This is a genomic window from Dactylosporangium roseum (assembly GCF_025264685.1).
Classification (GTDB): domain Bacteria; phylum Actinomycetota; class Actinomycetes; order Mycobacteriales; family Micromonosporaceae; genus Dactylosporangium; species Dactylosporangium roseum.
In genome coordinates this window covers 3,534,518-3,554,986 of the sequence record NZ_CP073721.1, presented here as the reverse complement: position 1 = coordinate 3,554,986, position 20,469 = coordinate 3,534,518, and the positions used below count along the sequence as shown (strand labels likewise).

The 20,469-nt window shown below is 70.4% G+C and carries 14 protein-coding genes and 2 pseudogenes; 11 read left to right on the top strand and 5 right to left on the bottom strand.

The genetic code is table 11. From position 1 onward, the window contains the following. Positions 1-44: 44 nt before the first annotated feature. The gene (locus Drose_RS16605) at positions 45-1,082 is read right to left on the bottom strand and encodes a fatty acid desaturase family protein (protein WP_260729094.1); all 1,038 of its coding nucleotides are present in this window, start codon (positions 1,080-1,082) and stop codon (positions 45-47) included. A 244-nt stretch (positions 1,083-1,326) separates the two neighbouring features. Here Drose_RS16605 and Drose_RS16600 point away from each other — a divergent pair, with 244 nt between their 5' ends. The 5 genes and pseudogenes from Drose_RS16600 (at position 1,327) to Drose_RS16580 (ending at position 8,408) form a co-directional block, all read left to right on the top strand. Continuing rightward, on the top strand, positions 1,327-1,674 hold the full coding sequence (locus Drose_RS16600) for a LapA family protein (RefSeq protein ID WP_260729093.1): 348 nt from the start codon (positions 1,327-1,329) through the stop codon (positions 1,672-1,674). 184 nt (positions 1,675-1,858) lie between these two features. Further along, positions 1,859-4,215 (top strand): annotated as a pseudogene (locus Drose_RS16595) (phosphoketolase family protein). An 11-nt stretch (positions 4,216-4,226) separates the two neighbouring features. Beyond that, positions 4,227-5,228, top strand: coding sequence for an Acg family FMN-binding oxidoreductase (locus Drose_RS16590; protein ID WP_260729092.1), 1,002 nt, complete (start codon positions 4,227-4,229; stop codon positions 5,226-5,228). 13 nt (positions 5,229-5,241) lie between these two features. Then, positions 5,242-5,736 (top strand): DUF1003 domain-containing protein, encoded by a 495-nt coding sequence (locus Drose_RS16585; RefSeq protein ID WP_260729091.1) that lies wholly within the window; start codon positions 5,242-5,244, stop codon positions 5,734-5,736. Between the two features lie 38 nt (positions 5,737-5,774). Continuing rightward, positions 5,775-8,408 (top strand): cation-translocating P-type ATPase, encoded by a 2,634-nt coding sequence (locus tag Drose_RS16580; protein WP_260729090.1) that lies wholly within the window; start codon positions 5,775-5,777, stop codon positions 8,406-8,408. Between the two features lie 74 nt (positions 8,409-8,482). Here the strand turns inward: Drose_RS16580 and Drose_RS16575 are convergent, their stop codons facing one another. Both Drose_RS16575 and Drose_RS38780 read right to left on the bottom strand, forming a co-directional pair. Next, on the bottom strand, positions 8,483-9,979 hold the full coding sequence (locus tag Drose_RS16575) for a glycoside hydrolase family 130 protein (protein WP_260729089.1): 1,497 nt from the start codon (positions 9,977-9,979) through the stop codon (positions 8,483-8,485). Next, positions 9,976-10,386, bottom strand: a complete 411-nt coding sequence (locus tag Drose_RS38780; RefSeq protein WP_313900025.1) for a glycosyltransferase — start codon at positions 10,384-10,386, stop codon at positions 9,976-9,978. Before Drose_RS38780 ends, Drose_RS16575 begins: the two co-directional genes overlap by 4 nt. A 1,110-nt stretch (positions 10,387-11,496) precedes the next feature. Here Drose_RS38780 and Drose_RS16565 point away from each other — a divergent pair. Then, on the top strand, positions 11,497-12,222 hold the full coding sequence (locus Drose_RS16565) for a GAF and ANTAR domain-containing protein (RefSeq protein WP_260729088.1): 726 nt from the start codon (positions 11,497-11,499) through the stop codon (positions 12,220-12,222). A 111-nt stretch (positions 12,223-12,333) separates the two neighbouring features. Continuing rightward, positions 12,334-13,059 carry a GAF and ANTAR domain-containing protein gene (locus tag Drose_RS16560; RefSeq protein WP_260729087.1) on the top strand — a complete coding sequence of 242 codons (726 nt, stop codon included), beginning with the start codon at positions 12,334-12,336 and terminating at the stop codon, positions 13,057-13,059. A 408-nt stretch (positions 13,060-13,467) separates the two neighbouring features. On the opposite strand, the gene Drose_RS16555 is transcribed toward Drose_RS16560, so the two are convergent. Beyond that, positions 13,468-14,331, bottom strand: a complete 864-nt coding sequence (locus Drose_RS16555) for a slipin family protein (protein WP_260729086.1) — start codon at positions 14,329-14,331, stop codon at positions 13,468-13,470. A 294-nt stretch (positions 14,332-14,625) separates the two neighbouring features. Between Drose_RS16555 and Drose_RS16550 the strand changes: the two genes are divergently transcribed. From Drose_RS16550 to Drose_RS16540, 3 genes are read left to right on the top strand one after another with little or no spacing between them, the layout of a single operon-like run. Next, positions 14,626-16,188 carry an HAD-IC family P-type ATPase gene (locus Drose_RS16550; RefSeq protein WP_260729085.1) on the top strand — a complete coding sequence of 521 codons (1,563 nt, stop codon included), beginning with the start codon at positions 14,626-14,628 and terminating at the stop codon, positions 16,186-16,188. Next, positions 16,095-16,583, top strand: a complete 489-nt coding sequence (locus tag Drose_RS16545) for an HAD-IC family P-type ATPase (RefSeq protein WP_260729731.1) — start codon at positions 16,095-16,097, stop codon at positions 16,581-16,583. The genes Drose_RS16550 and Drose_RS16545 overlap by 94 nt, the downstream gene beginning before the upstream one ends. After that, positions 16,583-17,206: a cation transporting ATPase C-terminal domain-containing protein gene (locus Drose_RS16540; RefSeq protein WP_313900024.1), complete on the top strand. Its 624-nt coding sequence runs from the start codon at positions 16,583-16,585 to the stop codon at positions 17,204-17,206. The genes Drose_RS16545 and Drose_RS16540 overlap by 1 nt, the downstream gene beginning before the upstream one ends. On the opposite strand, the pseudogene Drose_RS16535 reads toward Drose_RS16540, so the two are convergent. Next, positions 17,116-17,979 (bottom strand): annotated as a pseudogene (locus Drose_RS16535) (IS256 family transposase); the annotation flags it as partial. The gene Drose_RS16540 and the pseudogene Drose_RS16535 sit on opposite strands and share 91 nt — an antisense overlap. A gap of 1,377 nt (positions 17,980-19,356) precedes the next feature. Here Drose_RS16535 and Drose_RS16530 point away from each other — a divergent pair. Then, positions 19,357-19,758 carry a hypothetical protein gene (locus Drose_RS16530; protein WP_260729084.1) on the top strand — a complete coding sequence of 134 codons (402 nt, stop codon included), beginning with the start codon at positions 19,357-19,359 and terminating at the stop codon, positions 19,756-19,758. Positions 19,759-20,469: the final 711 nt, after the last annotated feature.

Genomic DNA, 20,469 nt, shown 5'->3' with positions numbered 1-20,469 from the left:
GGACTGCCCGGGCGGTGCGCACCGGCGTGCGCGAAAGCCGCCGCTCAGGCCGGGTGGGCGGCGCTGCTGCCGACGGTGTCGAGGTGGCGCAGGACTTCGCGCCAGGACCGCCGCAGCGTCGTCTCGCTGTATTCGACGCCGTGGTCGTGGCAGAACTGGCGGATGAGGATCTGGGCCCGGCGCAGGTTGGGCCGCGGCATGCTCGGGAACAGGTGGTGCTCGATCTGGTAGTTCAGCCCGCCCAGGGCGATGTCGGTGAACGTGTTGCCGCGCACGTTGCGGGAGGTCAGCACCTGGCGGTGGAAGAAGTCCAGCGTGCTGCCGGCCGGCAGGATCGGCATGCCCTTGTGGTTCGGGGCGAACGCGCTGCCGAGGTAGACGCCGAACAGCGCTTGGTGCACCGCGACGAACAGGACGCCCTGCAGCGGGCTGAGCACCATGAACACTGCCGTCAGATACAGCGCGGCGTGCAGGCCGAGCAGGCCGCCCTCGGCCGGGCGGCGCTTCATCTGGCGCCCGAACACGGCCGCCACGCTGTTGGCGTGCAGGCTCAGCGCCTCAAGCGTGAGCAGGGGGAAGAACAGGTACCCCTGGCGGCGCACGAACGCGGCCCGCAGCCCCCGCAGCGGGCGGGCCTGACCGGCGGTGAACGCCAGCGGCGCGACCACGATGTCCGGGTCGGCGCCCTCGGTGTTCGGGTTGGCGTGGTGGCGATTGTGCTTCTCGATCCACCAGCCGAAACTCAACCCGATGAGCAGATTGGCATGCAGCAGCCCGAGGAGGTCGTTGGCGCGGCCGGACCGGAAGATCTGCCGGTGCCCCGCGTCATGGCCCAGAAACCCGACCTGCGTGAACAACACCGCCAGCACGGCCGCGGTGAGCAGTTGCCACCACGACGGACCGATCATCACGAAGGCGGTCCAGGTCGCGGCGAGCGCGAACCCGACGATGCCGATGCGGAGCCCGTAATGGCCGAACCGCCGTTCCAGCAGGCCGGCCTGCTTCACCTGGCGGGACATCTGGGCGTATTGGCTGCCGATGCGCGGCGGCGTCTGGGCCGCGCGGAGCTGCTGAGAAATCATGGCCTGCGGCTTTCAGTTCGGCGCTGGGGAGATGCCGCCGGGGTCTTGGGCCGCAATGTCACGGTACCCCGCCCGCAGGCGAAGCGCTGGAGCAGTCGTCACGCGCCGGAGCGTTCTGCACCGCACGACAGGCCCGGTCTCCGGTTCCTCGCGACGTTTGGCGCGTCGCTCAGCCGGGGTATGCACATGGTGTTCGCCCTGGACCCCGGCGGCTGTGGATTTCCGGCCCGCTGATGGAGCGATCATGACGACGACAAACCCCGCGCCCGAAGGACCGCCCTCGAGTCCCGTGGCGACCACCCAGACCACGGCGGATGATGTGCGCAGGTCGCCGGCCGACCGGGAGCCGCGCACCCGCACCGGGACGACCTGGTTCGGCATCTGCGTCGCGGCGCTGCTCCTCGTGGTGCTGATCGTCTTCATACTGCAGAACACCGGCAGCGTCGAGGTCACCTTCCTCGGCATGCACGGCAACCTGCCGCTGGCCATGGCGCTCCTGGTCGCTGCCGTCGGCGCGGCGATCGTGACCATGGCGATCGGCGCGGCCCGGATCGCCCAGATCCGCCGGCTGTCCCGCCACCACCGGCCATAACCCATACCGATCCGTCCGTCGCTTGGGCAAGGGCCGCACCGAGGTCTCGTTCTGCATCGGGCCGACCGGGCCGGCTGACCGTCAGCACACTGCGGTTCATGCCGGCCGGACGCAGCCGACCGCATGGCCGCCCGGCTTCGGCCTGTCCGCACAGCGCGCCTTGCGAAATCGAGAATGGACAGCCATGCATGTGGTCGACGCACGACCCCTGGGTACCGCGGAGGCGACGCAGATCAATGCGTACTGGCGGGCGGCGAACTACCTGTCCGTCGGGCAGATCTACCTCATGGGCAACCCCCTGCTGCGTGAGCCGCTGCTCCCGGAGCAGGTCAAGCCCCGGCTGCTCGGGCACTGGGGCACCACGCCCGGCCTCAATCTGCTTTACGCCCACCTGTCCCGGATCATCGCCGCCCGCGGCCAGGATCTGCTCTACGTCACCGGTCCCGGCCACGGCGGCCCCGGGCTGGTCGCGAACGCCTGGCTGGAAGGGACCTACTCCGAGACCTACCCGCGGATCTCCGTCGATGAGCCGGGCATGGGCCGGCTGTTCACCCAGTTCTCGTTCCCCGGCGGCATCCCCAGCCACGTCGCGCCGGAGACCCCCGGATCGATCCACGAGGGCGGTGAGCTCGGCTACTCCCTGTCGCACGCCTACGGCGCCGCGCTGGACAACCCGGGCCTGGTCGTCGCCTGCGTCATCGGTGACGGCGAGGCCGAGACCGGGCCCCTCGCCGCATCGTGGCACTCGAACAAGTTCCTCGACCCCGTCGGCGACGGCGCGGTCCTGCCGATCCTGCACCTCAACGGGTACAAGATCGCCAACCCGACGGTCCTGGCCCGCATCGGCGACGACGAACTGACCGCGCTGCTCACCGGCTACGGACACAAGCCGTACCTGGTGCAGGGCGACGACCAGGCCGAGGTCCACCAGCGGCTCGCCGCGACCATGGACGTGGTGTTCGACGAGATCGCCGCGATCCAGTACGCCGCCCGGTTCGACGGCGCCGCCGGACGGCCGCGGTGGCCGATGATCGTGCTGCGCACCCCGAAGGGCTGGACCGGCCCGAAGCAGGTCGACGGCCTGCCGGTCGAAGGCACGTGGCGAGCCCACCAGGTCCCGCTCTCCGCCGCCCGCAACGACCCGGGACACCTGGCCCTGCTGCAGGAGTGGATGCGGTCGTATCGGCCGGAGGAGCTCTTCGACGCGCTCGGCGCGCCGGCCCGATCGGTCGTGGACTGGCTGCCCCGCGGCGACCTGCGGATGTCGGCCAACCCCCACACCAACGGCGGCCGGCGCCCGCACGAGCTGGAACTGCCCGACTTCCGCGTCCACGGGGTCAAGGCCTTCGAGCCGGCCGAAGCCACCCGGGTCCTCGGCGGCTGGCTCCGCGACGTGCTCACCGCGAACGACGCCCACCACAACTTCCGTATCGTCGGACCGGACGAGACGGAATCCAACCGGCTCGGCGCCGTCCTCGAGGTCACCGAGAAGGCGTGGCAGGCACCCGTCGCCGCGGTCGACGAGCACCTCGGCACGGGCGGGTGATGGAGATCCTGTCCGAGCACACCTGCCAGGGCTGGCTGGAGGGCTACCTGCTGACCGGCCGGCACGGACTGTTCTCCTGCTACGAGGCGTTCGTGCACATCGTCGACTCGATGGTCAACCAGCACGCCAAATGGCTGCGCACCATCCGCCACCTCGACTGGCGCAAACCGGTACCGTCCCTGAACTACCTGCTCACCTCGCACGTCTGGCGGCAGGACCACAACGGCACCTCCCACCAGGACCCCGGGTTCATCGACCACGTGATGAACAAGAAGGCCGAGGTCGTCCGGGTGTACCTACCACCGGACGCCAACACCCTGCTGTCCGTCGCCGACCACTGCCTGCGCAGCCGCAACTACGTCAACGTCATCGTCGCCGGCAAGCAGCCCGCACCCACCTGGCTCGACATCGACGACGCCGCCCTGCACTGCGCCCGCGGCCTCGGCATCTGGGACTGGGCCAGCAACGACGCCGGCGACCCCCACGTCGTCCTCGCCGCCGCCGGCGATGTGCCCACCATGGAGATCCTCGCCGCCACCGACCTGCTCCGCCGACACCTGCCCGACCTGAAGGTCCGCGTCGTCAACGTCGTCGACCTGATGCGGCTGCAGCCCACCGCCGAGCACCCGCACGGTCTTCCCGACGCCGAGTTCGACGCCATCTTCACCACCGACCGGCCCGTCATCTTCGCCTACCACGGCTACCCCTGGCTGATCCACCGACTCACCTACCGCCGCACCGGACATCCCAACCTCCATGTGCGCGGCTTCAAGGAGAACGGCACCACCACAACCCCGTTCGACATGCTCGTCCTCAATGACATGGACCGCTTCCACCTCGTCATCGACGTCATCGACCGCGTCCCCGGTCTGGCCCGCCGCGCCGCCGTCCTGCGGCAGCAGATGGTCGACAAACGCGCCGAGCACCGCGGCTACGTCCGCGGTACCGGGGAAGACCTGCCCGAGGTCCGCTACTGGACCTGGCCGACCGCATGAGGAGTCCTGTCATGTCCAACGACGCCCTGACCCACCCGACCGACGCCGTGGCCATGCGCCACGCGCTCACCGAGGCGGCCACGACCGCCGGCTACGCGCCGTCGATCCACAACACCCAGCCATGGCGGTGGCGCCTGACCGCCAACACCCTGGACCTGTACACCGACCGCCGCCGCGTCCTCGCCGTGACCGATCCCGACGCCCGGCTGGCCACGCTCAGCTGTGGCGTCGCCCTGCACCACGCCCGCCTGTCACTGGCCGCCCAGGGCTGGCAGGCCACGACGACCCGGTTCCCCGAACCCGCCGATCCGGACCACCTCGCCACCGTTCAGGTCAGCGGCCGGGCCCGGGCCGACCAGCCGACGGCGCTGCATCTGCGGACCATCCCGCTGCGGCACACCGACCGCCGACCCGTCACCGGCGCTCAGGTACGACCGGAGGATCTGCGGGCCATCACCGCCGCCGTCGAAGCCGAGGGCGCCTGGCTGCACACGCTGACCGCCGACCAGGTCCTCGAACTGGCCAGCGCCGCCGACCATGCCCAGCGCACCCAAGCCGACGAGTCGGCCTGGCGGGACGAGCTCGCCTACTGGACCGGCGGCACCCGGCCCGGCGGCGCCGGCATCCCGGACGCGGCCATCCCCGGCCAGGCGACCCTGACGACGGTGCCCGGCCGCGACTTCGGCCACCGCGGGACCCTGCCGGTCAGCGCCGAACACGACAAGGCCGCGGTGTTCGTCCTGCTCCACGGTCGCACCGACGAGCCCCGCGACTGGCTCCGCGGTGGGGAGGCCCTGTCCGCCGGCTGGCTGACCGCCACCGAACACGGCGTCTCCGTGCTGCCGCACAGCGCCCCCATCGAGGTCGTCGGCACCCGGCAGGCCATGCGGGCGGTGCTCGCCTCCACCGGCTACCCGTACCTGGTGCTGCGCCTCGGCGCCGTCGACCCGGCCGACGCCGGACCGCCGCACGCCCCCCGCCTGCCGGCCGACCAGCTCATCGAACAGTCGTAGCGCGGCGACACTCATGCAGGAGACACCCTGTCCGGCACCACCGATCGCCGTGCCGGAGAACGGCGAGCATGCCGCACGCCGCCACTACCTGCATCCGGCCAACCGGTACCGCCACGACCACCGCACGGCCGGGCAGCGCCTCGCCGACTCCGTCACCGGCGTGTTCGGCTCCTGGCGGTTCATCGTCGTGCAGACCGTCATCGTCATCGCCTGGATCGCCGCGAACATCGTCGCCGTCGCGCTGCGCTGGGATCCGTACCCGTTCATCCTGCTCAACCTGCTGTTCTCCACGCAGGCCGCGTACGCCGCGCCGCTGATCCTGCTCAGCCAGAACCGCCAGGCGGACACCGACCGCGTCAAGGCCGAACACGACTACCAGGTCAACCAGCTCGCCCTGCAGTACCTCATCGCCTGGCACCGCACCACCCACGGCGACGACTGCACCTGTGTCCGGGACACCGCACCCGTCGTCACAGGCATGCTCGCCACGCTCGCGCAGAAACTGTGACCAGCCGTCCAGCCCGCCCAGCACGACGAGGAGGTGGCATGACGAGCGACCTCGTGCAGCCGACAGCGCTGCACCAGGGACTGTCGTCGCCGGAGGCCACGGCCCGGCTGGCCCGCGACGGCGGCAACGTCCTGCCGCGGCGTCCGGCAACCCCGCTGTGGCGGCGGGTCGTCACCCAACTGCGGGACCCGCTCGTCCTGGTCCTGCTCGCCGCTGCCGTGTTCACCATCGCCACCCGCGACTTCACCGATGCGGGCGTCATCCTCTTCGTCATCGTGGTCAACGCGACCGTCGGCGTCGTGCAGGAGGTCAAGGCCGAACGGGCGATCACCGCCCTGTCCGAACTGACCGCCCCCGACGCCCGGGTCGTCCGCGACGAGGCCCAGCGGCAGGTCCCGGCCGCGGATCTCGTCGTCGGTGACCTGCTTGTCCTCGCCGAAGGCGACATCGTGCCCGCCGACGCCCGCATCGTGCAGGCCGCGGCGCTGCTCGTCGACGAGGCCGCCGTGACCGGCGAGTCCGTCCCGGTCGGGAAACACCGACCCACGGGCTCGCAGCGTCCAGATGCGGCTGACGCGCTCGACGCGGTGGTGTCGGCGGGCACCGTCGTCGTCCACGGCCGCGGCCGCGCGGTCGTGACCGCCACCGGCGCCGCCAGCGCGACGGGCCGCATCGCCGCGATGCTGGTCACCGAGTCCGGGCTCACCCCGCTGCAGCGGCGCCTCGCGGGCGTGGGACGGATCCTGGCCGGGGTCGCGCTCGTGCTGTGCACCGTGGTCCTCGCCCTCGGCCTGGTCCGAGGGCAACCCCTCGATCTCATGATCGTCACCGCGATCAGCCTCGTCGTCGCCGCCGTTCCCGAGTCGCTGCCCGCCGTGGTCACGCTGAGCCTGGCCCTCGGCGCGCGGCGGATGACGGCCCGCCACGCGCTGATCCGGCGGCTCCCCGCGGTGGAGACCCTCGGGTCCGTCACCATCCTGGCCACGGACAAGACCGGCACCCTCACCGAAGGCACCATGGTCGTCCGGCGGCTCTGGACTCCCACCGGCGAGGCCACCGTCACCGGCGCCGGTTACAGTCCCGCCGGCGACGTCACCCGCGACGGCCGTACCGTATCCGGCGCCGAAGCACCCGACCTGATGGCGTTGCTGACCGCCGTCGCGCTGTGCAACGACGCCGCGCTCCGCCCACCGGACGGGGACACCACGACCTGGCTGCCCGTCGGCGACCCCACCGAGGTCGCACTGCTCACGGCGGCCGGCAAGCTCGGCATCGACCGGACCGTGCTCCAGCAGGACCTTCCCCGGCAGGCGGAGGTGCCGTTCGACAGTGACCGCAAGCGCATGACGACCGCGCACCGGCTCGGGTCCGGCGCCACCCGCGTGATCTGCAAAGGCGCACCCGAAGCGCTGCTCCAGTCACCGTTGCTGGCCGACGACGCCGACCTGCTGCACCGCGCCGCCGCCCGGGCCGACGAGCTCGCCGGCGCGGGATTCCGGGTCCTCGCCGTCGCCCGGGCCGACCGGGCCAGCCGGCCCGACCTCACCCGCGAGGGGGAACGAGGGCTGCACCTGCTCGGGCTGGTCGCGATCTTCGACCCGCCCCGCGCCACCGCCGCCACCACCATCTCGGCGTGCACGCGGGCCGGCATCGCCCTGGTCCTCATCACCGGCGACCACCCGGCCACCGCCGCCGCGATCGCCGCCGACCTCGGGATCATTGCCGCCGGCGACCCGGTCCACGACTGCCGCGCCGGCGACCCCGGCCCACCCGCCGCACTCGGGACCCGGGTCTTCGCCCGCGCCACTCCGCAGCAGAAGGTCACCATCATCGAGGCCCTGCGCGGCACCGGCGCGGTCGTCGCGATGACCGGCGACGGCGTCAACGACGGCCCCGCCCTGCACGCCGCCGATATCGGCGTCGCGATGGGGCAACGCGGCACCGAGGTCGCCCGCCAAGCCGCCGACCTCGTCCTCGCCGACGACGAGCTCAGCACCGTCGTCGCCGCCGCCGAGGAGGGCCGCCGCGTCTACGCCAACATCCGCCGGTTCCTGCTCTACGCCCTCGCCGGCGGCACCGCCGAAATCCTCGTCATGCTCACCGGCCCCTTCCTCGGGCTCGCGCTGCCGCTCCTGCCCGCCCAGCTGCTCTGGATCAACCTGCTCACCCACGGCCTGCCCGGCCTCGCCCTCGGCAGCGAACCCGGCGACCCCAGCGCCATGCGGCAGCCGCCGCGACCCCCGGCCGAGACCGTCCTCGGCGCCGGCCTGTGGCAGCGCATCGCCCGCGTCGGCGCGGTCATCGCGGCCGTCACCCTCGGCACCGGCGTGTGGGCCGACGCAACCGACCGGCCTTGGCAGACGCTGGTCTTCCTCGCCCTCGGCGGCACCCAGCTCGCCGTCGCGCTCGGCTCCCGGGCCCGACCCGGCACCCGGACCAACCCGATGCTCTTCGCCGCCGTCGGCAGCGCACTGGTACTGCAACTCGCCGCCGTGTACGTGCCGCCGCTGCGCGAGCTGCTCCACACCCAACCGGTCGGCGGCGCGGACCTGCTCCTGGTCGGGGCCGCGGCGTCCCTCGGCTACGCCGCCGTCCGCCTCGACCGCCTCGTCGGCCGAGGAGCGCCGGCAGCTCAGAGCCCGGGCGAGATCCCGCTGACGAAATCCCGCTGACGACCTTCCGCATGCTGCGTCCGGCCGACCGGCGCGCGGGTGAAGGGCCGCCGGACGGCACTGGAGGTCACGGGCTACGGCCTCAAAGCGGTGGACGTCCGGATCGGTGTCATCGCCTCGATGAGGGTGGCCAGCGGGATGGTGGCGAAGCCGACGCGGACGTCGCTCGCGCCGTAGGGCAGCCACAGGACGCCGTCGTGGACGAGGCCGCCGCAGGAGTAGACGACGTTGGGAACGTAGCCGTCGCGTTCGGTCTCGTCGGGCTCCAGGAGCGGGCCGTCGAGTTCGGCGATGACGTCTTCGGGATGGTGCAGGTCGAGCATGAGCGCTCCGATGGCGTACCGCCGCATGGGCCCGACGCCGTGGGTGAGCACGAGCCAGCCCATGGGGGTCTCGATGGGCGGGCCGCAGTTGCCGACCTGGATGAGTTCCCAGCTGCGACGAGGGCCGTGCAGCGGTACCGGTGCGCTCCATCGGCTCTGCCCGTCGAGCGTGATGAGGCCGATGGTCTCGCCGTCGCTGCGGCTCAGCGCCAGGTGCCGGCCGCCGACGGTGCGGGGAAAGAGCGCGATGCCCTTGTTCTGGGCTCCGGGGCCACGCATCGGCGTCATGGTGAAGCGGCGAAGGTCGCTGCTGCTGAGCATCCGCGCCGCGATGCGCCGGCCGTCGAAGCCGGTGTAGGTGGCCTGATAGACAGGTTCGGCGTCGGCGTCCCGGAACCTGACGAAGCGGGCGTCCTCCATGCCGTTGCTCTCGGCGGGGGTACCGGGCCACAGGACCCGCTGCGGTAGCAGGGTGTCGGTAGGGAAGGCGGTCGCGTAGCTGTCGGCGTTGGTCCGCCGCAGCTGCTCGAGGGTGCCCTGCGCGGCAACCCGCGAGTGCAGGGCGGAAGGCAGGAGCCCGATGGCCCGCTCCAGCGCCGCCTCGTCGAAGAACGCCGGCAAGGCGTCGAGCACGCCGGCAGAGATTTCGTTGTTGCCGCCCGCGTCGGTGATGCCGGCGGCGAGCAGATCGCGCCGGTGATCCGCGCCCGTCCGCCGGCCAACCACGAGGGGGCCCGACCGGCCGGCGACGACCAGGCGGCCGACCGGCCCGACCACGGCGCTGGCGAACCCGACGGACGACAGATGCCCTTCGCCGATCTGCCGGAAGCTGATGACGACACGCAACTGGCCCTCGTCGAGTCCGGTCTGGTCCGGATGCTCCACGAGCGACGGGTTGCACAGCGCCGCACCCTCCACGGCGTACTCGTGCGAGCAGTACGCGCCGACCAGCAGCCGACCCACCGGCGACAGCGCATCGGCGCGGGACACCTGATGGCGGATCACCTCGTAGTGCTGGCGGAACGTGTCCTCCAGATCGCGGTGCCGCCGGCCGAACCGGGCGAGGGTCTGGCGCAGCAGGCTGTCCGCCTCCGCGTCGTCCAGGCCGGCGATGCGGTCGACCAGCGCATGGCTGCGCCGATGGACCAGCACGGCATCCTCGCCGGGCAGGAACAGCTTGACGATCACCCGCCGCGGGTCGGGGACCAGCTGCAACGCGTTGCGCGTCGTCCGGACCGTTCCGTTCACGTCCGCGACCCGGCGGGCCGGGCCAGCAGGGCGCGATCGTCCGGCAGAGCGGCGAGGAGGCCGGCCGCGAGCGCCTCGTACTGTGCGGCGACGGCCGGCCAGCGCACGGCGGCCGCGCGGGGTCGGGCCAGCCGGGTGGCGACGGCGGGGTCGGTGAGGGCGCGGCGGATCGCGGCGGCCAGCGCGGCCGGGTTGCGATGCGGTACGAGCAGCCCGTGCCCGTGATGCAGGAGCTCGACGGCGTGCGGGAAGGTGGTGGCGACGACCGGGACGCCGGCGGCGACCGCCTCGGTGAGCACGCCGGAGGTGACCTGCTCGGTCGAGTCGTAGGGCAGGACCACCACGTCCGCCGAGCGGATGAGGCTGCCCAGGGCCTGCTCGTCGAGGTAGCCGGGCCGGTAGTCCACGGCGTGCGCGACCCCGAGCTGCGCGCCGAGGCGGTGCAGCCCGGCGCGGTACGCCTCGCCGTGCCGCGCGAGGACCTTGGGTGGGTCTGACCGGCGACGGTGAACCGCAGCGGCGGGTCGAGGTCCTGCAGCAGTGCGACGGCCCGCAGCGCCCATTCGACGCCCTTGCCGGGTCCGAGCAGCCCCCACGTGAGCAGCTGCAGCCCGCCCTCGGATGGGGCCGCCCGGTCAGTGTGCGCGGCGCTGCCGTGCGGATGACCACGACCTTGCCGGGATCGATGGCGTAGCCGTGCAGCAGCCGGGCGCGGGCGGTGTCGGTCATGGTGACGACCGCCCCGGTAGTGCCGGCGATGGCCTCCAGGAGTTCCCGCTGCCCCGACGTGGGAGTGCTCAACACGGTGTGCAGCACGACGATGCTGGGCACGGTGAGCCGGCGCAGCAGCGGCAGGATGTCCCGGCCGTCCGGGCCGGGGTAGATGCCGAACTCGTGCTGCACCACCGCGACGTCGAAGGCGTTGAGTACCATCGCCGCACCGAGCCAGCCGGCCACGCTGCCGGCCGCCCAGGTGTGCACCACGCCGGGGCCGGGGTGCGGATCGTCGCCCGTCGCGGTGACCCGGACGATCCCGCCGGACCTTGGTGCGGCGGTCAGCTGCTGGGCCAGCGCAGCGTTGAAGGTGGCCAGACCGCATCGGGTCGGCGGGTGGGTGCTGAGAAGTCCGTACGAAACTGCCATTGCTACATTCCGATCGTCAAACGCGCGCGGCGCGAGAGAACCCCGCGGCGGTGGGGACGAGTCGATCGACGGGTCGTCAGCCACCGGGGTCCGGAGCAGCGCCTCGAGTCTACGCGCCGGAGCGGAGCCACCTGATGACGAGTATTCGGGTGTACAGTGACAACGTCTTCCATGGTTTGCGCGCCGGCGAGCGCGTCCTCACCGCCGTGTTCCAGACCGCGTAAGGGTGACGACGTCAACGCTGCGGAGTCAGTCGCCTTCGATCCGGAAATTTCCCTGCTTGGCCATCGTCGCGGCCGCGTGAACCGTTGGAAACCGGAGGCGGCACACGTGACCGAATCGTCGATGCGCCGACGCCCGGCTCGGGCGACGCGGTGAGTCCCGACCGCCGGGTGCGGCTGTGGCACCTCGTCGTCGAACAGTCCGACGGCGGGCCGGTGACGGTCGGCCACGTGTGCGCCGCGGCGATGATCGCGACCGGGACCGACGGTGCGGCGATCGCCGTTGCGCTAGCCGCCACCCCGCGCGAGACGATCTTCAGCAGTAGTCAGCTCGCTTCGCAGCTGGAGGAGCTGAGTCTGACGCTCGGCGAGGGTCCGTGCGTGGATGCGCTCTTCGGGGGTCCTTCGCTGATTCCCGATCTGGGTGACGCCTCGTGCACGAGTCGATGGCCCGTCTTCGCCCCGGACGCCGTGCACGCCGGCGTCCGGGCGATCTTCGCACTGCCGTTGCAGATCGGCGCCATCCGGCTCGGTGTGCTGGCCCTCTGCCGTACCGAGCCGGGCGAACTGGACCACGAGCAGCTGCTCGCCGCCCTGCTACTGGCCGACACGGCCTGCGCGGTGCTGCTCGACACCACCGGGCCCGGCGTGCCCGCGACGCCCGGACGGATCCCCGAGCCGGCCGGCCTGCAACATCCGGAGGTGCATCAGGCCACCGGCATGGTCAGCGTGCAGCTCGGACTGTCGGCCGCGCTCGCTCTGATCCGGATTCGGGCCTACGCTTACGCACACGAACGGCGGCTGCGGGACGTCGCCCGTGACGTCGTCGCCCGGCGGCTGCGGTTCGATCCCGGCGGCGACCCGCAGGGTGAGCAATGACGGCCAGCGGCTCGACAACCCCTGGAAGCTCGAACCGACTGTCCTGCGGTCGGCCCATCGCCACAGGTGCCCCAACGCCTGACGGCATGACGTTTGACGAAGGTGTCTGAAATGGCCGTGACCGTGCTTGCCGATGTGCTCGTCGAGATGGCGGACACGCTCGTCGACGACTTCGACGTCATCGACTTTCTCCAGGTGCTCACCGAGCGGTGCGTGCAGTTGCTGGACGTGTCGGCCGCCGGCATCCTGCTCACCGACCAGCAGGCCACGCTGCAGCTCGTAGCGGCCTCATCGGAGCGGACCCGGCTGCTGGAGCTGTTCCAGCTACAGACCGACCAGGGACCCTGCGTGGACTGCTTCAACTCCGGCCAGCCCGTTTCGGTGCCGGACATTCGCTCCGCGGGCCGCTGGCCACGCTTCACCGCCGCCGCCGCCGAGGTCGGCTTCGTCTCCGTCCACGCCATGCCGATGCGCCTGCGCGCCGACGTCATCGGAGCGCTGAACCTCTTCGGCGTCGAACCCGGCACACTGGACGCCGGCAAACTGCGGGCCGGCAAGGCCCTCGCCGACGTCGCCACCATCGGACTGCTGCAGCAGCGCGCCATCCGCTACCGCGACACCCTCACCGACCAGCTGCAGACCGCGCTGAACAGCCGGGTGCTGATCGAGCAGGCCAAGGGCGTGCTCGCCGAGCGCCTCCACGTGGGCCTCGACCAGGCATTCGCCCTGCTCCGCGGTGCGGCCCGCAACCGCAACCGCAATCTGTCCGAGCTGGCGCTGGCCATCGTCGACGGCACCGACCAGATCTCCGGATCGGAGCCGAACGCGGCTCATTGACCTACCACGCCGTTCCCACGGCCACCGTCCGGTCGCCGAACGGACCGCCCAGCTGGTCATCGACGCCGGCGCGGCCGTCGCCGCGATCGCCCAGGCATCCCGCTCTGGTCCAGCGCGCCCTGTTCCGCGTGCCCGGCACCGCCGAATGAGACGACGGCCGTTGGCGCTCCCGCCCCGTGCCGCCGATGTACGTCGAGGCCACCTCGCACGACGAGGGCGCCGAGACCGCCTTCGACAAGGTCTTCGCCGCCCGGCCGGGCGTCACGGTCCCGCGGGCCGGTATCACCGACCATTCCGGGATCTACAAAGCGATCGAGGTGAGCATGCTCGACCGATCCGTGGGCGCCACTGCTCCGGGTGAACCACCCGCCCTGCGGCGATCTGACCATGACCTCCCCCGCGGTTGCGCTACCTCGCAGGTGCGGCGGCCGCCTCGGATGCTCCAGTCGGCGCGACGACCACCGGGGTCAGTTTGGTAACGCCGGACGGTACGGTCCGGGACGCGGCGGCGGTGGCCTCACGGGTCAGGAAGGAGCCGAGCTCTCCGATGGTGCTCATCAGCGGTGCGGGGAACACTACGGTGGTGTTTTTGTCCACGCCGATCTCGACGAGGCTCTGCAGGTTGCGCAGCTGCAGGGCGAGGGGGTGGGCCATCATGGTGTCGGAGGCGTCGCCGAGGGCGGCGGCGGCGAGGGATTCCCCTTCGGCGTTGATGATCTTTGCGCGCTTCTCGCGTTCGGCTTCTGCCTGCTTGGCCATCGCGCGTTTCATGGTTTCGGGTAGCTGGATGTCCTTGAGCTCGACCAGGGTCACCTCGACGCCCCATTCACTGGTCGTGACGTCCAGGATCTCGCGGATGCCGATGTTGATGCGGTCGGTTTCGGACAGTGTCTCGTCGAGGGTGTGCTGACCGACGACCTTGCGCAGCGTGGTCTGGGCGATCTGGTTGATCGCCGCCTGGACGTTCTCGATAGCGACAACCGACTTCACCGCGTCGACGACGCGGAAGTAGGCGACTGCGGAGACGTCGACGCTGACGTTGTCGCGGGTGATGATGCCCTGGGACTGGATCGGCATCGTGATGATGCGCAGCGATACCCGGTGCAGCTGGTCGACAATCGGGATGATTAGCCGCAGTCCGGGTTTGCGGGCGCCGATGACCCGGCCAAGGCGGAACAGCACGCCGCGTTCGTACTGCTTGACGATTCGCACCGCCAGCGCCAGCGTGATGAGGACCAGGATGACGACGACGGCAATGAAGAAGGTTTTCATCGGCTTGCTCCGTACGTGTTCGCAGTCGAGGAGTAGCGTTTTCGGCCCCGTTCAAACTCAACCGTTGCTCGATCTCAGCGCGGATGGCAGGGCCGAAGGTCCCCATTTCGACCCGAATCAGGTGCATGAGGCGCATAACAGCTCTTTTCGGCCAGCCAGCTTCGAACGCTCGTGGTTCGTTGGTCCCGGCCGGTCCGGGCGAGCGGCCCTGATCCACCGGGGGCGTGCGTGGCAGGCTGACGGTGTGACGGCAGTAAAGGCGGGCGGGGGTACCGGGTTGAATGGTCGGCGATCGTGACGGTGACCGGCGGGGCGCTGCCTAAGCTCTTCGAGTCCGGGTTGGACGTGTCCAGGGCCGCGGCACTGCCCGCCGAGCAGGTGCTGCACGGCCTCGGCGTGGGCCACGGCGGGCTGTCGGCCGGGGAGGCGGCGCGCCGATTGGCCCGGTACGGGCGCAACGCGGTCTCCACGCACCGGGCTCGGCTGTTGCCGGTGCTGTGGCATCAGGTGCGTTCCCCGCTGTTGGTGCTGTTGCTGGTCGCCGCGGTGGCGTCGTACTTCGTCGGTGAGCGCAGCGACGCGATCATCATCGGGGTGATTCTGGCGCTGTCCGTCGGTCTGGGACTGGTCAACGAGTACCGGGCGGAGAAGGCGGCCGAGGCGCTGCACTCGAAGATCAGCCATCGGGCGCTGGCCGTGCGCGGCGGGCATCCGGTCGCGGTGGACGTGACCGCGCTGGTCCCGGGTGATGTCGTCGACCTGCGGCTGGGTGACGTGGTGCCGGCTGACATCAGGCTGCTGGAGGCATCCGGGCTGGAGTGTGACGAGTCGGTGCTGACCGGCGAGTCGCTGCCGGTCGACAAGAACACCGCTCCGGTGCCGGCTGGCACGCCGCTGGCCGGGCTGTCCGGCTGCGCGCTGATGGGCACCGTGGTACACGCTGGGAGCGGGCGTGGGGTGGTGACGGCAACGGGGACGCGCACGCAGTTCGGGTGCATCGCGAGGGGCCTGGGCGGCCACCCGATCGAGACGCAGTTCCAGGCCGGGTTGCGACGGTTCTCGATGCTGCTGGTCTACGTCGCCGCCGGTCTCACCACCTCGATCTTCGTCATCAACGTGGTGCTGCACCGGCCGATCCTCGAAGCGCTGCTGTTCTCCCTGGCCATCGCGGTGGGAATCACCCCGCAGCTGCTGCCCGCGGTGGTGTCGATGAGCCTGGCCGCCGGGTCCCGGCAGATGGCCCGGCGCAAGGTCCTGGTCAAACGCCTGGTCTGCATCGAGGACCTCGGCGACGTCGACACCCTGTTCACCGACAAGACCGGCACCCTGACCCAGGGCCGGATCAGCTTCATGCGCGCCGGCGCCACCGATCCGGATTCCCCCGACGCACCGTTGCGGTGGGGTCTGACCTGCACCGAAGCCGCCGTCGAGGACGGCCGTGCGATCGGCGGCAATCCCCTCGACATGGCGCTGTGGGACTCGCCGGCCGCGCTGAGCCAGCACGTTGCCGTGGCCGGGGACACCCGGCTGTCGACCCTGCCGTTCGACCACGAACGGCGCATGGCGTCCGTGCTCGTCCGTGACCAGCACGGCGCTCAGACGATGGTCACCAAGGGTGCGCCGGAGGCCGTCCTGGAGTGTTGCGTCAACGTGCCGGCCACCGCCGCGACGGCCCTGGCCGCCGAGTTCACGGCCGGCAACCGGGTGTCGCCACCCGCCCCGCTCCCGGCCTCACCCAACTCACCACGGCCGAAGAACACAGCCTGCGGCTGGCCGGCCTGCTGGTCTTCCTGGACCCGCCCAAGCCCGACGCGGCAGCCGCGCTGGGCCGTCTCGCCACGCTCGGCATCACGGTGAAGATCGTCACCGGGGACAACCCGGCGGTGGCCGCCAAGGTCTGCCAGGACGTCGGCCTGCCCGCCGGCACGACACTGACCGGTGCGGACATCGACAACCTCGACGACCCGCACCTCGCGGCGGCGATCACGACCACAACAGTGTTCGCCCGGGTCAGCCCCGAACACAAGGCACGCATCGTGCGGCTCCAACGCATGACCGGGCGGGCCGTGGCATTCCTCGGCGACGGGGTCAACGACGCCCTCGCCCTGCACGCGGCGGATGTCGGCATCTCGGTCGACTCGGCCACCGACGTGGCCAAGGACGCCGCCGACGTCATCCTGCTGGAGAAATCCTGGCCGACGGTGTCGCCGAGGGCCGACGGATCTTCGCCAACACCGTCAAGTACGTCCTGATGGGCACGTCCAGCAACTTCGGCAACATGTTCAGCGCCGCGGGCGCGTCGATGTTCCTGAAGTTCCTGCCGATGCTGCCCTCCCAGATCCTGCTCAACAACCTGCTCTACGACACCAGCCAACTCGCCATCCCCACCGACAATGTCGACGAGGAGCAGCTACGCCGCCCGTCGCACTGGGACATCCGGTTCATCCGCCGCTTCATGCTCTACTTCGGGCCGTTCAGTTCGGTGTTCGACTTCGCCACTTTTGCCGTCATGCTGTGGGTGTTCCATTCCGGACCGGCCCAGTTCCGCACCGGCTGGTTCGTCGAGTCCCTCGCCACCCAGACCCTGGTCATCTTCGCCATCCGCACCCGCCACATCCCGTTCTTCCGTAGCCACCCCAGCCTCCCGCTGACCCTCGCCGCCCTCGGCGTGGTCACCGTCGGTACGCTGCTGCCCGCCACCCCCCTCGCCAACGTGCTGGGATTCCATCCCCTACCCGGCGGCTTCTTCGCCGCGCTCACGATCATGGTTGCCTGCTACCTCGCGGCGTCGGGCTGGTCGAAGACCGTGCGGACCAGGGTGGCCACCCACGGCTGCGCCGTTTTCGGGACTTTCGCGAGCAGGTTGCGCAGGTAGTGGGTGCGGCAGCGCTGCCAGGACGCACCAGGCAGCGCAGCGCCGATGGCGGAGACTAGGCCGCGGTGGGCGTCGGAGATTACAAGCTTGACGCCGGACAGCCCGCGGGCGGTCAGCGAGCGCAGGAACGCCAGCCAGCCGGCCGGCGCCGTCCTCGTCGGAGGCGACGTCCAGGCCGAGGACTTCACGCTGGCCGTCGGCGTTGACCCCGACCGCGACCAGGGCGTGGACGTTGACCGTCCGGCCGTGCTCGCGGACCTTGATCACGAGGGCGTCCATCCACACGAACGTGTAGTGCGCCGCGTCCAGGGGCCGGGAGCGGAACGCCTCGACCTGCGCGTCCAGATGGGCGGCCATCTTCGAGACCTGGCTGCGCGACAGCGAGGCGACGCCGAGCTGCTCGACGAGTTTCTCCACCCGCCGGGTCGAGACCCCAGCAGATACGCGGTGGCCACGACCGACACCAGGGCCTGCTCGGCGCGGCGGCGGTGGGTCAGCAGCCAGTCCGGGAAATAGGAGCCGTGGCGCAGCTTCGGGATCGCCAGCTCGACTGTGCCCGCGCGGGTGTCCCAGTCCCGCGGCCGGTAGCCGTTGCGGGAGTTGACCCGCTCATCGCTGCGCTCGCCGTACGCCGCGCCGCACAACGCGTCGGCCTCGGCGGACATCAGCGCTTCGGCGAACGTTTTCACCATCGTGCGCAGCAGATCGGGTGACGCGGACTCGATGTGCTCGCGCAGGAACGCGGCACCGTCCACACTCACAGGTGCGGCCATCGCTTGGTCTCTCCTTCGATCTTTGGTCAGTTCGAAGGATCAAGCGGTGGCCGTTCCCATTCCGGCATCCCCACTCAAAGTGGGCGAGTCGTACACCACCTCAGCGGACGCGGTCCTTGGTGTGAAGCGGGGCTCGCCGGTTCGGTCGTATGTCCCGTACAGCGCAGCGAAGTCGGGCCTACCCGGCGGCGGAGGTTGGACGGTACTGGAGTGTGTGAACACTTGCCCACCCTCCCCGATCGACTGAATGATCGGGAGGTGCCAAGGGGTGCCGAGAAAGCTGGGGAACCTCGACCCCTCGACGGGGACGATCTGCACACGATCGTTGCGGCGGCCACCCGCACCTCGAAGCCCGCTCGCCGGACGAGGCCGCCGATCATCATCCGAAGCCAGCTCCATCTATCGGAGGCGACACGAGTTCGCGCTCGACGAGTCGAACCCCCACACCCTGAGCCCCCAATCCACCGATGTCACGCCGCGGGCGGAGCCGTACGGCCTCCCATTCCCAACGCAACAGTGGCGGCCTCCCCTGGGTCGCCACACAGCACATCAGCAGACACTGGCTGCGCCACACGACCCAAACCTGGGTCGAACGCAACTTCAGCTACGCCGTTGCTCGCGCGTTCGCCGGGCACACCGGCCGCAACGATGCCGGCCCGACCGCCGCCTACGTGCGCGCGGGCGTCCACGAGGTCGCCGCAGCGACAACCGCGCTCACCGGCGAACCGCATCCGCTCCAACAGAAGCTACCGTCAGTCATCACACGCGGCCCCAACCAGGGGCGGAACGGCCCACTGGTTGAGGGGACTCGAACCCCTCAACCGCGCCAAATCGCATCAATCAACGCGAATCGCCATTCGGGTTCGGATGCCGCCGACCGTTACCCTCTGCAACGACGGTCACGGAACGGAGGCTCGGGTTGGAACTCAACGACGAGAACTTCTACACGTACTTAGAGGCTGCCAAGCGGCTGAGTGTTTCTGAGCGTAGCCGGAAGCCGACCAAATCGGTTCATGGCAGCTTGCCGCCAAGCCGATCGATCAGTGCCCAACATGGCAGGATCACCTCGCCCGGCACGGCCAGCTCGACAACGAACACCGGCGAGTCCGGATCTACCCCGTCGAACGCAACGCCGTGCAATCAGAGCGGGCCAGCGTCGACCGGGCGCGAAACGCGAGATTGGGTCCATGTCCTTAAGCAACGAGACGAGCTTGCCGAGGCCGGAGAGACGTTAGACAGCTTGGGGCCAAACGAAGCATGGACTGCCATAAAGAGTGAACAAGACCGTTCGCAGTCTAAACGGGGTGGTTCTCGCGCCAAACCATTTTCCAGCGTCCGCTTGCACCGTGGGGGTAGTCTTGCAGAGGAGACCAAGACATGACACCATCGAGCACCGCCAGCGGCGCGACCAAGGGCGCCCCCGCGGCGACGAGCCTCGCACCCGCGCTAAGTGACCTGCGAGAAGCGGCCTTGCAGTACGCTACTGCGAAGGCGTCACGGACGGTGGAGCACTGGGCTGACGATCTGAACAATTTTGTGGCGAGCCGAGGGCCCACCACGCAGGCGATCGTCGAGGGGCTGAAAGCCAAGCTGCTGGGAAAGAACCCTGTCTGGGCCGCGGTCAAGGGTGCCTGGTCGGGCGCAAGCCCCGAGGTGAAACTTGCTGTGGTGTTGATCTTGATATTGACGCTATTGCTGCTTCCTGTTGTATTGCTCGTGCTCGTGCTCGTGCTACTGGTTGCCGCGCTCGTCGCAGGCATTCGAGCCGCCACCCGGTGATCAGGTCCAGGATCGAGCGCGACCAGCATCAGCCACATTTGAGAATGAACCTAGCTAGCTGATGCCACCGGCGACCTGGAGCGGCAAGCCGATCCGGCTCCGCTCTTCCTGGCATTGTAGGGCGAGCGAGGCCGCTGGCGATAGGGAGCGAGCACCGCTCGTCTACGTGACATTGAGCCTCATCCTGTTCTCCGCGGCGCCGGTCGTCGCGGCGCTCGCGCTGCTCGCTGCGGCCCGGTTTCCTATTTACTTCGGCCTGAATAAGTAGATTGATGGTTGTCGGCGTGTTCGGCTGTGCCCCCGACAGCCGGGTGCCGCACCCGACGACACTGATGAAGATCACGACCCGGTGCGGGGAATAGGCGGTGGCCGAACTCAACGAGGAACTCATCGCCACAGCGGTCGCGGCCAGGGGTGGCGAAGACGGGGAAAGTTCGCGCCGACACCACCGTGGTGTCGGCGAACGTGCAGTACCCGACCGACTCCTGCCTCCTCGAGAGGGCAGTGGTGAAGATCGGCCGGCTGGTGCAGCGGATCAAGACAGTGGGCGCCGCACCCCGCATGAGGTTCCACGGCTGTGGCCGCGCCGCCGCCACGCGGGTCGGCGCGATCGCCCTGAGCCTGCACCTGCGAGGTGCGGCAGCCCGCGCGGAGGCCCACCGGACTGTTGCGCGGATCACCGGCGAGCTGGCCGGTCTGCTCGACCAGGCC